The organism is Mycobacterium paragordonae (genome assembly GCF_003614435.1).
Taxonomy (GTDB): Bacteria; Actinomycetota; Actinomycetes; order Mycobacteriales; family Mycobacteriaceae; genus Mycobacterium; species Mycobacterium paragordonae.
On record NZ_CP025546.1, the window covers coordinates 792,483 to 805,371 of the forward strand.

The following is a 12,889-nucleotide window of genomic DNA, read 5'->3' on the forward strand; positions in this document are numbered from 1 at the left end:
TGTTCGCTGCGGTCGGGGCCGTTCCCCACCCTAGCCGTCGCGCAGACAGCGGCCCCGGGTCACAGTCCTGGCGGCAGATTGATGACGGTGGGTATGGCCGGCAACGTGATCTGCGACGGCAGTCTGGGAATCAGTCCGGGAGCCGGGGAATTGGCGGGCGTGGTGGTCGGCGATGCGGTCGTAGTGGTCGGCGTCGTCGTGGTGGGTTCGCTCGGGCTGGTCGTGGTCGTAGTGGTGGCGGTCGTCGTCGTAGTTGTGGTGGTGGTCGTCGTTGTAGTTGTTGTCGTCGTGCTCGGAGCCGTGGTGGTCGTGGTCGTAGTCGCGGGCGCCACCGTGGTCACGGTCGTGGTGACCGTGGCCGGGCTCGGTCGGCCACGCGCCAGCAGCACAATGCCGTAGATGATCAGCGCGATCAGAACCGCGATCAGCACGCCCCAGCCCACCAGGGCGAGGGGTTTGCGCCAGCCGGGCGTGCGTTCGGGCTCCGGTTCGGGCGGGTAGGCGCCGCCGGTCGGCTGCGGGTACCCGCCCCCGCCGGGCCCGTAGCCGTAGTTGCCGTAGGCGGTCGGGTCGTTGGCGCCGTATTCGGGCGGGTCGTACCTCGTCACGGGCCCCGACTGTATTCGCTACTCCCGGCCACCCGGCTCGGCGCGCGCCGCCCGTGACCGATCAGCAATCAAACCTTCACCAAGCCCTAACGGGGCAGGTTGGGCAGGGTGATGGTGGGGCCGCCCGGAACCGTGATGGTCGACGGCAGCTGAGGCAGGTGTGGCCGATGGGTCGGTTGCTGGGTCGGCTGGTTGCCCGGCGGCTGATTTCGGGGCGGGTTGGCCGGTGGAGCCGCGGTGGGCGTCGTCGCCGGTTCGCTGGTCGTGGTGGTGGGCTCCGTCGTGGTGGTGCTCGTGGTCGTCTCGGTGGTGGTCGAGGTGGTCGTGGTGGACGTCGTGCTGGGCGCCGGGCTTTTGCTGTTGTCGCTCCCGAGCAGTTGGGTCACGCCGTAGGCGATCAGGGCGAGCAGGATCAGCACCAGAATGGCCCAGCCGATGAGCGTCACCGGCTTGCGGTACCACGGCCGGCCCTCCTGGTCAGGATCCTCGGCTCCGAGCTGGTCGTACTGCTCCGGTGCAGCGCCTTCCACGGTCGGCTGGTACTGCAGTGGCTGGCCGGGGTGGCCGTGTTCCACGGTGGGCTGGTTCTGCATCGGCGTGCCGCTCAGCGGCGGCTGGCCTTCTACGGTCGGCTGGTGCTGGGGCCCTGGCGGCGGGCCCTGGGGAGGTCGGCCGTACGGCGGAGGACCACCGGGAGGCGGCCCCTGGGGTGGCCCACCGGGAGGCGGGCCCTGCGGCGGTTGTCCGCCGTAACCGCCGTACTGGGTGGGCTGGTTGTTGAAGTCGTCTGGTGGGCCGTAACGTGCCACGGTTTCGATGTTATAGGTCGGAGCGCAGGACGAGGGGCGGCGGGCGACGAACCGCGCGATGAATTTCCCGGACGGCCCCGGTCTGTACGGGCAACCCATTTCTCGCCAATCCCGCGGGGAAACCAGGAAAGGACGTCACCACTGATGGAGTCGAACGACTCACGCCCGCCAGTTCTGTTGATTCACGGCGCATTCGGGCGTCCGGCACTGCTCAAGCCGTGGATAGACTTCTTCGGCCAGGTCGGATTCGATTGCGTGGCACCAACATTGCCCGGTCGCGATCCATCGGACGACGCGGTGCTACGCGGCACCGGTATCGGTGAGCTTTTCGACGCCGTCCTGCAGGTCTATGACGGTCTTGCCACACCGCCGGTCGTCATTGGCCACAGCATGGGCGGATTACTTGCCCAGAAGCTGGCGGCAGCGCGGGATCCGCGCGCTGTGGTGCTCCTGGCGTCGGTGCCCCCCGGCATCCTGTGGCCCCAGCTGAAACCGCTTCCGCACCTGGCGCCGCTGATGCCCGCCATCCTGGCGGGCCGACCGATCCTCCCGTCGCCGCGAACGATGCGGAATGTGCCGCTGTGCACTCTGCCCTCCACCGAACAGGACGCGTTGATACCGCGGCTGGTTCGCGATTCCGGGAAGGTGTACCGCCAGATGCTCATCGGTGCGCCCGTCACGCGGGTCAACGCTTCGGATGTGACGTGCCCGGTGCTGTGCGTCAGCGCAGGCGAGGACCGAAATGTCGCGGCGTCGGCCGCACGGCAGATCGCCAAACGGTATGGCGCGCAGCATCAGGTGCATCCCGGCCTTCCGCACTGGATCATCGCGGAATCGGCACTCAACGAGGTGGCGCCGCCCGTTCTCGAGTGGCTCTCGCAGACCCTCGCCTCGGGCGGGTGACGTCGCGCTTTAGAACGTGTCGACCTTGTCGACGCTGACGAACATGCCGTGGCCGGTGCCGTTGTTGGAGAAGCGGGTGCCCTCCTTGGTCGCGACGATGGTCCAGCCCTGCGCGTCGTAGGTCTTGTAGTCGATCGTGACGGTGGGAATGGCGCCCAGATTGCCGAGCACCCACTGCACATTTCCGGCGGAAGTGATGTGGATCCCGTTGGCGTGCTCGCCGTCCTTGAGTGGTGAATTGGTGAACGGTGCCTCGCAGCCCACGCTCTCCTGGTTGATCTGGCAGCGCGTGATGCCCGACTTGGTCTCGATGAAGACATAGCCGTTCTGGTCAGGCTTGAGCGCGATCGTGCCGGGTGACGGGTTGGTGGACGGCGGCTGCGTGGGAGGAAGCGCGATGGGCGTCGTCGGCGCAGCCGGCGCGGAAGCGCTGGGTCTGGGCGTCGGGAACGAGGGTTCGGTCGGACCGCGTCCGCCGGGGCTGGCCACCGGCCTGCCGTCGATGGTCGTACTGCATCCGGCGATGAGCACGGCGACGGCGAGTGGAACCCACCCAGCCTTGGGCAATAACCGCAACGTAGTACTCCCCGGAATATCCGATATCAGCAAGTCAGATTACGCACGGGAATACCCGACTCAGTGCAGTGACGCGCTCTTGGAATGACGCTGATGGCAAAGCGTTACGCGTCGGCCTCGGCCGCGGCGTCGCGGACCCGCCCGCGCACCACGAACCAACCACCGATGAGCGCCGGGATACCGATCGCCATCGCGGCCAGCATCCAGCGGCCGTACACCTTGTCGAACATCATCAACACCAGCACACCAGCCAGGAAGGCCAGCGTGACCCAGCCCGTCCACGGCGACAGCGGCATGCGGAAGTGCGGGCGCTCCACATCCCCCGCCTTCGCCAGGCGGTGGAACCGCAACTGGCAAGCGACGATCGTTGCCCAGGCCACGATGACACCGGTTGCGGCGATGTGCAGCACGATCTCGAAGGCGTGTTTCGGGGTGACGGCATTCAGCCCGATGCCGAACAGACCGATTCCCGCGGTGAGCAGGATGCCGCCGAAGGGCACGCCGTTCTTGGACATCGGCGCGGTGAACTTCGGGCCGCTGCCGTTGATCGCCATCGACCGCAGGATGCGCCCGGTGGAGTACAGGCCCGCGTTCAGGCTCGACAGCGCTGCGGTGAGCACCACGAGGTTCATCAGGTCGTCGCCCCAGGAGATACCGAGCTTGTTGAAGAAGGTCACGAACGGGCTCTCGCCGTCCTTGTAGTCGGTGTAGGGCAGTAACAGCGCGAGCAGGACCGTCGAGCCGATGTAGAAGACCGCGATCCGGAACACCACCGAATTGATGGCGCGTGGCATGACCTTCTCGGGTTCCGCGGTTTCCCCGGCCGCGATGCCGACGAGTTCGATTGCGGCGTAAGCGAACACCACTCCTGAAGTGACGAGAAGCAGCGACAGCGGGCCGGTCGGCAACAGGCCGCCGTGGCTGCTCCACAGCGACCACCCGGTGTCGTGGCCGTCCACTTTGAACCGTCCCGCCAGAAACACGGTGCCCACGATCAGAAACGTCACCAGCGCCAGCACCTTGACCAGGGCGGCCCAGAACTCCAGTTCGCCGAACAGCTTGACCGAGATCAGGTTCATCGACACCACGACAATCAGCGCGATGAGCGCCAGCGTCCACTGGGGGACGACCTGGAACACCTTCCAATAGCGGCAGTACTGCGCGATGGCGGTGGTATCCACGATCCCGGTCATGGCCCAGTTCAGGAAGTACATCCACCCGGCGGCGAAAGCCACCTTCTCACCGAAGAATTCGCGCGCGTACGACACGAACGAGCCCGACGACGGGCGGTACAGCACCAGCTCACCGAGGGCGCGCAGGATCAGGAAGACGAAGATGCCGCAGATGCCGAAGACGATGAACAGCCCGGGCCCGGCCGAGGCGAGCCGGCCGCCGGCGCCGAGGAACAGCCCGGTTCCGATCGCGCCGCCCAGGGCGATCATCTGAATCTGACGGTTCTTGAGCGCCTTGTGGTAACCCGCGTCTTCGCGGTCCAACGCGCGCGCGGGCGCTGCCATCGCGTCAGGCTATCCCACGGACAAGCCGCCGGCAGTTCACAGCCCCAGCAGTCGCTCCGCGTTCCGGTGGCTGATGGCGGCCCGCTCCTGTCGGGTGAGGGGCAGATCGTCGAGGAACTGCCGGCCCGCGGACATGGATCCGAAGGGGTGGTCGGTGGAGAAGGCCACCCGGTCCACGCCGACGTTGGCCACCAGGTTTGCGTAGGTGGCTGCATCGTTGAAGTTGGCGAACGTGTAGGTCAGGTTCTCCCGCAGGTAGGCGCTGACCGGACGCCGCAGACCGGTCAGTTCCGGGCGCAGGGTCGCGTCGAAGCGCGGCACCATGAACGGCAGGGCCTCACCCATGTGTCCGATGATGATCTGCAGGTCGGGGTGCCGGTCGAACACGCCGCCGAGGATGAGTCGCAGCACCTGGGTGCCGGTGCTGATGTGCCAGCCCCAGCCCACGGTCGCCAGCGCGAACGCCACCTCCTCGGCGAACCCGGCATAGCAGGATTCGATGACGGCCTCGGGCGGGATGGTCGGGTGCAGGTAGATCGGAACCTGCAGGGCAGCGGCCCGGTCCAGAACGGGATCGAAGTGCGGGTCGTCGAGGTAGACGCCCCGGCAGTGGCCGTTGACCACCGCGCCGACGAAGCCGTTGGCGATCGCGCGCTCGAGTTCGTCGGCCGCCGCGCCGGGCTCGCTGATGGGCAGCGCCGCGAACCCCGCCAACCGGCCGGGGTACCGCTGCACGGCCGCGGCGAGTTCGTCATTGCACCTGCGGGCCAGTCGCACAGCCGCCGGACCGTCGAGTTGCTCCACGCCCGGTGCGACCAGTGACAGCACCGCGACGTCGACGCCGGCGTCGTCCATCTCCTTGATGCGGGTGTCACCGAGATCGATGAGCGCCTCGCTGATATCCGGCCGGGATTTCAGCCAGCCACCCGGGCCATTCAGGAATTGTGTTGTGGCGTAATGCTCTTCGAGGGCAATGGTGCGCATCAAGCCTCCAGGACCCGGGCTGCCGCGGCCCACCGGGGAGGTGTGTCGGCAGCCAGTCGAATGGTTTTGGTGTACCCGTATTCCGCCAGCGTCTCCTGTGCGTGCTCACGTCCGAAGCCGCTGTGCCCCACACCGCCGAAACCGGTGCCGACCGCGACCCGCACATAGTTGTTGACGAAGACGGCGCCGGCCCGGATCTGCCGGCTCACCCGCAGCGCACGGTCGGTGTCGCGGGTGAAAACCCCGGCCACCAAACCGAATTGGGTGCCGTTGGCGATCCGGACCGCCTCGGCCTCGTCGGCGAACGGGATGAGCGCGACGACGGGGCCGAAGATCTCCTCGGTGGCCACCCGCATCTGCGGGGTGACGTCGGTGAGTACGGTCGGCGGGACATAGAAGCCGTCGGCCAGGCGGGAATCGTCGGGCAGCGGTGCCTGCGCGGCGATGTGGGCCCCCTCGGTCACGCCGATGTCCAGATAGTCCAGGACCCGTCGCTGCTGAGCCTGGGTGACCAGCGGTCCGACGTCGGTGTCCGGATCGGCGCCGTCGCCCACCTTCAGGCGCTGCACCGCCGCGCACAGCCCCGCCGAGAACTGGTCGAAGATGCTGTGGTGCAGCAAGATTCGTGACGCCGCCGTGCATGCCTCGCCCTGGTTGAAGAACCCGCCGTCGATCGCGGCGAGCAGGGCCGCATCGAGGTCGGCGTCGTCGAACACCAGCACCGGGTTCTTGCCGCCGAGCTCCATCAGCGTCGGGGTCAGGTTGTCCGCCGTGGTGCGCAGCACGGAGACCGCCGTCACCGGGGAGCCGGTGAAGGAGACCTTGCCCACCAACGGATGTGCGGCCAGGGCGGCGCCGACCGCGCCACCGCCGGGGACCGCGTGCACCAGGTCATCGGGCAGCGCGGAGTTGATCAGTTCCACCATGCGCAGCACCACCGACGGCGTCTGCTCCGGCGGCTTGAGCACGATCGCGTTGCCCACCGCCAGCGCCGGGGCGGTCTTGCCGGCGGTGTGAATGGGCGGCCAGTTGAACGGCACGATGCCGGCGATCACGCCGTAGGGCTCGAGGGTGGTCACGTCGAACACCGGGCCGTAGTCGCGGGCCTGGCTGGGCAGCACCTCGACCACGCTGGCGAAGTATTCGAAGATCGTGATCGCCGTCGCGACGTCGAACTGCCGCGCCTGGGTGACAGGTTTGCCCATCTCCAGGGATTCCAGCGCGGCGATCTCGTCGGCGTGGGCGCGGATGACGTCGGCGACCCGGCGCAGGTGACGGCCGCGTTCGCGGGCCGGACGCTGCTTCCAGCGCTGCTGAGCAGCAAGGGCTGCCTGGACAGCCTCGTGCACCTGCTGTGTTCCCGCGCCTTGGATGCGGGCAACCGGTTGCCCGGTGGCAGGATTCTCGACGACGAATTGATGCTCGTCGGATCGCGATGACCAGCGGGTTCGGGTGAGCTCCACCGGCCCGAAGGTACGCCGGCCGCCATGATCACTGCCAGCGAAAGTTCTTGATCGACGCCAGCACGAACGGTGATAATTCCTGCATGGAGTTGCGGCAGCTGGAGTACTTCCTCGCTGTTGCGGACAATCTGAGCTTCACCCGGGCGTCCAAGCGACTCCACGTCGTCCAATCCGGCGTCTCGGCCACCATCCGGGCGCTGGAACGCGAACTCGGCGCCGAGCTGTTCATCCGCGGCCCGGCCGGAGTGCGCCTGACGCCGGCCGGCGAGCAGCTGCGACCGCACGCCCGCGCGACCCTTGATGCCGCCTCGGCCGCCAAGGACGCCGTCCACGCCACCCGCGGCGCCGTGCGGGGAACCGTCACCGTCGGCACGCTGACCTCGATCAATGTCATCGACCTGCCCACGGTCCTGGCGGAGCTGCACGCCCGCCATCCCGAGGTGCGGGTACAGCTGCGCGCGGCCCGCGCCGGGACGACCGGGCTGGAAAGACAACTGCGCGACGGCGATCTGGACATCGCCTTCCTCGTCTTCCCCGGTGACGTACCGGCCGGACTCAACGGGCAACAGGTCGCCGCCGTCAAGCTGCACCTGGTGGTGCCGGCCGAGCACCCGCTGGCGTCCGCGGCCTCGGTAACACTGGCCGAGCTGGCCGGCATGTCCTTCGTCGACGCCCCGCCGGGCTACGGCACGAGAATCGTCATCGACAAGGCGTTCGCCGCCGCCGGTGTGGAGCGGACTGTCACCCTCGAGGTCGCCGATCTGGGGACGGCCGCGGCGTACATCCGAAACGGGTTGGGCATCGGGTTTCTGAGCTGGACCATCCTCGACGACATCGATGACGCCGGCCTGGTGACCGTTCCCGTCACCGACCAGGAATTGTGCTGGCGGCTCTACGTCGCGACGTCGGCGACGCGCCCCACCAGCGCGGCGGTGCGCGCGCTGCTGTCGCTGATCAAGGAGAAGGCGTAGGCGATGCGCCATGGCGAGGTGCGCAACCTCGGTCCGGTCGCCGGGACCGGCGCATCCGCCGGCGTACCCGGCATCGGCGCCGTGGACCTCGGGGAGGTCGTCGAATTGCCCGACGGGTCGTACGTGGCCGTTTTCGGCGACGCGTTCGGCGGTGACAAGGTGGGCACCCACCCGCACTACCCGTCGGTCGCGGTGCCGGTGCACTTCGATGACGCCGGCCGCCCCCACTTCGGTGCGCCGCTGACCGGACCCAGAGGCAGCGGCAACCCGCTCTTCATCCCGCCGCGGCAGGCGCGTGGCACGAACACGCTGCCCTCCGGGAGCGTTCTGGTCGGCGACCGGACCTACATGCTGGTGGTGGGTACCAGGGACCTGCGCACCGAGGGCGGTTCATGGCTGGTGGAAGTCACCGACCGTCCGGCCGAGGGCTGGAAGCCGGTCCGAGGTTCGTGGCGTCCCGGCGACTATGCCGACGGCGGGCAATCCCAGATCAGCGGCTACCAGGCAGCGGACGGGTACGTGTACATCGTTGCCGATGCCTTCGACCGCAGCCGGCGCGTGACCACCTACCGGACGGAACCCCGCACCTTCACCGACCGCTCCTCCTGGCGACCCTATGTGCGGCGATCCGACGGCGAAGCCGGCTGGGGCACCCCACGACAACGGGCAACCGCGCTGAGCGCCAACAGCTTTGGAGAGCTCAGCTTCCGGGAGGTCGACGGTTGCGCCGTGCTGGCGGGATTCAATGTGCGCACCGGTCCCGACGGCGCGGTGGAGATCTGGGTCGCGGACAGACCCACCGAAATTTTCAGTGCGGGCCCGCCGACCGTGCTGATGCAGCAGAGCGACCCGGCCGGCCCGAACTTCGTGGCTCAGAACTACGGCGGCTACATCCTGCCGGGATCCACCTTGGCGTCGATGAAAATCTTTGCCAGTCAATGGAATACCCAAGCCGACGGGCAGGGTGTGCCCTTCGGCGCGCCGTACAACACGCAGCTGGTGCTCGCCAACGTCAGCCGTCGGCGCGCGCTCTGAGCAAGTGCGCCGCGTTGCCGAACATGGTCTGTTTGATCGCCCCCAGAGTGCCACGGTCCTTATTGCCCAGCGGGCGAAGCAGTTCCACCGCGGCGGCAGTCACCGCTCCTTCGCCCGCGGTGGCATCGACGATCCCGATGGCGGCGGCGTCGGCACCACCGAAGCGTCGCCCGGTGGTCATGGAGGCGACCGCCGCCTGCGGGGTGAGCTTGGCCTGGATGAGCGCCGCCATGCCCGGTGTGAACGGGATGTTGATGTCCGCCTCGGGGAAGCAGAAGAACCCGCGGTCGGCGCGCATCACCCGAAAGTCATGGGCAACGGCCAGCATCGCCCCGGCTCCGAATGCGTGGCCGACGACCGCCGCCGCGGTAGGCATCGGCAGCGTGAGAACCCGTGCCAGCAGATCCTGCACCCGGCCCACGTACAACTGGGTTTGCTCGCCGTGCGCGCCGAGCCAGTCCAGATCCAGCCCGTTGGTGTAGAACCGGCCCGCCGCGGTGGTGACCAACGCCTGCGCACCGCTGCCTTCGATGTCGTCGAGGTGGGCGTTGATGTCGTCGAGAAAGCTTGGCGAGAAACGGTTCTCGTCATTCCCGAGGTCAAGGATGGCGATCTTTTCGTCATAGCTGAGCGTGATGGTCACAGGGGTTCCCTTCCAGGTTGCCGAATCGGAGGCTCGATGTGCAGGACGGCGCGTACCGCGGCGCGCAACTGTTCGCGCGCCACCGAACTGTGCAGGCGGTCGCGACGCAGCAGGATCGCGGTCGGCAGGTCGACGATGCAGATCGTGATGGTGTCCACCGCCGCGGCGTCCTTGCGGTCCCAGACGACGCGCGCCAGCCGGATCATCAGGCCGATCAGCTGAGTCTCGAGATCGCTTATCGCAGTGGCGATGTCGTCCGCAGGCTCGGAGCCGAGCACCTCGTCGCGCGCCATGGTGAGCAGCAAGCGGCACGAGTTCGGGTATTGCTCGGCGAACGCCGCCGGTGCGTCCGCCGCGGCGACGACCGCCTCGATGCCGGCTTCTGGGCCCGGGGCTGCGAGGGCCGCGTCGACCAGCGCGTTCTGCGCCTGCAGAAAGCGGCGCCCCGCCCTGAGCCAGGCCCGCGCCAGCAGCCCGGCCCTCGACCCGAACGTGTGATACAGCGCCCCGTTGGAGACGCCGACGGCCGAACTGATCGCGCGGATGGTCACCGCGGCCGGGCCGGACGTGACGGCCAGCGACTCGACGGCATCGAGCACCGTGTCCGGGTCGTGCACGCGGGGCCTCGGCATGACCGGCATCCTAACAGAGCAGTTGCTCTATTATTCCGCTGCCATGCGCGCGCCCCTGGGGATCGATTCCCGGAAAATGGGTAACCAAGCCCGACCATGACACGTTCATCGGAGTCGTCGCGCGGGCGCGGTGTCGCTGAGAGGGCAGGGGTGGTCATATGAGCGCCATGGGTGCCGCCGAGGACCATCCCGAGTCCATCACGCTCAATCTGCACGACGCCTCGTCGCCTCACCTCGCCGAGTCGGCGGCACAGCACACTGAGCTCGAATTAGGCTGGGGCCGAATCATTTTCGGTCAGACGTTCGCCGACGCCGGTGCACTCGTCGAGGCCTTGCGCAACGAGGCGCCCGGGCGGCGTGACGTGTGCATCTACGCACGTGAGGCGCACATCGTCGTGGCGCGGGCGCCGACCGAACTGTTCATCGACCCGAGCCACACTTATCGGCTGCGCTTCACCGAGCCGGCGGACCCGGCACCGGCGCCACAGGGTGTGACGGTGCGCACACTGCAGTCCCGGGCCGAGGCCGATGCCATGAACCGGATTTTCGTGCGGTGCGGAATGGTTCCAGCGCCGGTCGAGACGATCTGGCACAACCATCAGCACGTAGACGCGGTGACATACCTGGTTGCCGTGCGTAACGACGACGGCTCGGTGATCGGCACCGCCACGGGCGTCGACCATAAGGTGCTGTTCTCGGATCCGGAGCGAGGCGCGAGCCTGTGGACACTCGCGGTAGATCCGGCCGCTGCGCTGCCAGGCATCGGCAAAGCGTTGACCCTCGCCATGGCGGATCGCTTTCGCCGGGATGGGCTGGCCTACGTTGACCTGTCGGTCGCCCACGACAATGACGCCGCGATCGCCCTGTACGAGAAGATCGGTTTCCGCCGCGTCCCGGTGCTGGTGGTCAAGCGAAAGAACACCATCAACGAGCCGCTGTTCACGACGCCGCCGGAAACCATCGACGACCTCAATCCCTACGCGCGGATCATCGCCGAGGAGGCGCTCCGCCGCGGCATCCGGGTCGAGGTTCTGGACGCCGAGACCGGCGAGATGCGCCTTTCCCACGGCGGCCGGACCGTCGTCACCCGCGAGTCGCTGTCGGAATACACCTCGGCCATCGCGATGTGCCGTTGTGACGACAAGCGACTCACCAGGCGTCTGGTCAAGGCGGCGGGCATCGTCGTTCCGCCGGCGCGGCTGGCCACGTTCGACGACGACGACCACGTGTTCCTCAACGAGATAGGCGAGGCGGTGATCAAGCCGTGCCGGGGAGAGCAGGGTAAGGGCATCACCGTCGGGGTCACTGCCGAGAAGGGTCCGGCAGAGCTTGCCGCGGCGCTGGCGCGGGCCAGGGAGCAGGATCCGGAAGTGCTGATCGAAAAGCGGGTGCACGGCGACGACCTGCGGCTGGTGGTGATCGACGGCCGGGTGGTGGCGGCCGCGTTGCGGATGCCACCCGAGGTCATCGGGACGGGCAAACACACCGTGCGCGAATTGATCGAGGCCGAGAGCCGGCGGCGCTCTGCCGCCACCGACGGTGAGTCCCGTATACCGCTCGACGACCTCGCGCGAGAGACGGTCGCCAAGGAGGGCTGGCAGCTGGAGGACGTGCTGCCTGAAGGCACCGTCCTGCGGGTTCGCGCCACCGCCAACCTGCACCAGGGCGGGAAACTGCAGGACGTGACCGGCCAGGTGAACGAAGAACTGTGCCGGGTAGCGGTCAAGGCGGCCGAGGTCATCGGTATCCCGGTGGCCGGCATCGACCTCCTCGTCCCCGACGTCACCGCCGAGGACTACTCATTCATCGAGGCGAACGAGCGGCCCGGACTGGCGAACCACGAGCCGCAACCCACGGTGGCGGCGTTCGTCGACTTCCTGTTTCCCGGCCAACCCCGGCCGCCGTTGCCGTGGACTCCGGAGGAGTCGCGCGCAGACGCCTAAACGGCGACTGCCTCGTCGGCCGCCTGCTCAAGACGGCGGGCGCGGTTGCGGGCCATGTACACCGCGGCCAGCACCAGGCAAATGGTGGCGGGAACGATCAGGGCGTGGCCGCCGATGCGGGCGCCGGCCATCAGCCCGGCTACCGCGCCGGTGAGGAACAGCAACAGAGTGGCGGACAGGATTGCGGCCTTCCACTTGTCGATGCCCTCTTGGCGGCTGCGCCCGAGCATCAGCCCGAGATCGGTCACGGTGCCGGTGAAGTGCGTGGTGCGGACCGCCATCCCGCGGAAGCTCGAAGTGAGGCCGTTCTGCAGACCCAGCGCGGAGGCGGCCAGCAGCGCCTGCACCGCGGTCTCCTCGATGCCGGTGCCCAGGATCAACGATTTGATGTCGGATTCTTCGATGCCTGCCGCGGCAAGCAGCAGCAAGGTCGCCTGGATAGCGAGCACCGCGGCGTGACGGGTGCCGATCGGGACGCGCTTGGAAACGAGCAGCGCTCCGGCCAGGGCCGCTCCGATGAGAAAGCCCGCCAGAATGGCCAGCAGCACGTGGCTTTCGTAGCGCCACGGGTGCGCCCGGTCCATGCCTATCTGGGTGGTGATCCCGGTCAGATTCCCCACTGGGACGGCCATGATCAGGATGGCCACGGCGTTCACCCACCCGGCATTCATCGCGAGCAGTGAACTGTAGGCGAGCATGCGGCTTTGCGCGGACATGGTTGATCGCTTCCCCCAAAGCTGATTCTTCGCCGAGCATAACAATCAGGTCACAGTGCGAAATGCCGATTCTGGCCGCTTTCATAGAC

The 12,889-nt window shown here is 67.9% G+C and carries 13 protein-coding genes; 4 read left to right on the forward strand and 9 right to left on the reverse strand.

Annotation, left to right across the window (positions count from 1 at the left end; genetic code table 11):
- Positions 1 to 59: 59 nt before the first annotated feature.
- Both C0J29_RS33295 and C0J29_RS03570 read right to left on the reverse strand, forming a co-directional pair.
- Entirely contained in the window at positions 60 to 608 is a 549-nt protein-coding gene (locus C0J29_RS33295; RefSeq protein WP_174814814.1) for an oligopeptide transporter substrate-binding protein, read from the reverse strand.
- Between the two features lie 86 nt (positions 609 to 694).
- On the reverse strand, positions 695 to 1,417 hold the full coding sequence (locus C0J29_RS03570) for a hypothetical protein (protein WP_162951384.1): 723 nt from the start codon (positions 1,415 to 1,417) through the stop codon (positions 695 to 697).
- A 144-nt stretch (positions 1,418 to 1,561) separates the two neighbouring features.
- On the opposite strand from C0J29_RS03570, the gene C0J29_RS03580 reads away from it, so the two are divergent.
- On the forward strand, positions 1,562 to 2,320 hold the full coding sequence (locus C0J29_RS03580; protein WP_120794528.1) for an alpha/beta hydrolase: 759 nt from the start codon (positions 1,562 to 1,564) through the stop codon (positions 2,318 to 2,320).
- 9 nt (positions 2,321 to 2,329) lie between these two features.
- Here the strand turns inward: C0J29_RS03580 and C0J29_RS03585 are convergent, their stop codons facing one another.
- The 4 genes from C0J29_RS03585 to C0J29_RS03600 form a co-directional block, all read right to left on the reverse strand.
- Positions 2,330 to 2,896 carry a hypothetical protein gene (locus C0J29_RS03585; protein WP_120791549.1) on the reverse strand — a complete coding sequence of 189 codons (567 nt, stop codon included), beginning with the start codon at positions 2,894 to 2,896 and terminating at the stop codon, positions 2,330 to 2,332.
- Positions 2,897 to 3,000: 104 nt separating this feature from the next.
- Positions 3,001 to 4,413, reverse strand: coding sequence for an amino acid permease (locus C0J29_RS03590; RefSeq protein WP_065044054.1), 1,413 nt, complete (start codon positions 4,411 to 4,413; stop codon positions 3,001 to 3,003).
- Positions 4,414 to 4,449: 36 nt separating this feature from the next.
- Complete coding sequence (locus C0J29_RS03595) at positions 4,450 to 5,397, reverse strand: amidohydrolase family protein (RefSeq protein ID WP_120794529.1); 948 nt, start codon at positions 5,395 to 5,397, stop codon at positions 4,450 to 4,452.
- A complete protein-coding gene (locus C0J29_RS03600) occupies positions 5,397 to 6,860 on the reverse strand; it encodes an aldehyde dehydrogenase family protein (RefSeq protein ID WP_120791550.1) in 1,464 nt (487 codons plus the stop codon). Before C0J29_RS03600 ends, C0J29_RS03595 begins: the two co-directional genes overlap by 1 nt.
- Before the next feature lie 83 nt (positions 6,861 to 6,943).
- Here C0J29_RS03600 and C0J29_RS03605 point away from each other — a divergent pair, with 83 nt between their 5' ends.
- Together C0J29_RS03605 and C0J29_RS03610 are read left to right on the forward strand one after the other, a co-directional pair.
- Positions 6,944 to 7,831 carry a LysR family transcriptional regulator gene (locus C0J29_RS03605; protein ID WP_065165982.1) on the forward strand — a complete coding sequence of 296 codons (888 nt, stop codon included), beginning with the start codon at positions 6,944 to 6,946 and terminating at the stop codon, positions 7,829 to 7,831.
- A 3-nt stretch (positions 7,832 to 7,834) separates the two neighbouring features.
- Positions 7,835 to 8,866 (forward strand): DUF4185 domain-containing protein, encoded by a 1,032-nt coding sequence (locus tag C0J29_RS03610; protein ID WP_120791551.1) that lies wholly within the window; start codon positions 7,835 to 7,837, stop codon positions 8,864 to 8,866.
- On the opposite strand, the gene C0J29_RS03615 is transcribed toward C0J29_RS03610, so the two are convergent.
- The gene (locus tag C0J29_RS03615; protein ID WP_120791552.1) at positions 8,844 to 9,509 is read right to left on the reverse strand and encodes an enoyl-CoA hydratase-related protein; all 666 of its coding nucleotides are present in this window, start codon (positions 9,507 to 9,509) and stop codon (positions 8,844 to 8,846) included. The genes C0J29_RS03610 and C0J29_RS03615 overlap by 23 nt on opposite strands.
- Positions 9,506 to 10,141 carry a TetR/AcrR family transcriptional regulator gene (locus C0J29_RS03620; protein WP_120794530.1) on the reverse strand — a complete coding sequence of 212 codons (636 nt, stop codon included), beginning with the start codon at positions 10,139 to 10,141 and terminating at the stop codon, positions 9,506 to 9,508. Before C0J29_RS03620 ends, C0J29_RS03615 begins: the two co-directional genes overlap by 4 nt.
- A gap of 158 nt (positions 10,142 to 10,299) precedes the next feature.
- Here C0J29_RS03620 and ngg point away from each other — a divergent pair, with 158 nt between their 5' ends.
- On the forward strand, positions 10,300 to 12,084 hold the full coding sequence (gene ngg / locus C0J29_RS03625; protein WP_065044049.1) for an N-acetylglutaminylglutamine synthetase: 1,785 nt from the start codon (positions 10,300 to 10,302) through the stop codon (positions 12,082 to 12,084).
- On the opposite strand, the gene C0J29_RS03630 is transcribed toward ngg, so the two are convergent.
- Positions 12,081 to 12,800 carry a YoaK family protein gene (locus tag C0J29_RS03630; protein ID WP_242460349.1) on the reverse strand — a complete coding sequence of 240 codons (720 nt, stop codon included), beginning with the start codon at positions 12,798 to 12,800 and terminating at the stop codon, positions 12,081 to 12,083. The genes ngg and C0J29_RS03630 overlap by 4 nt on opposite strands.
- Positions 12,801 to 12,889: the final 89 nt, after the last annotated feature.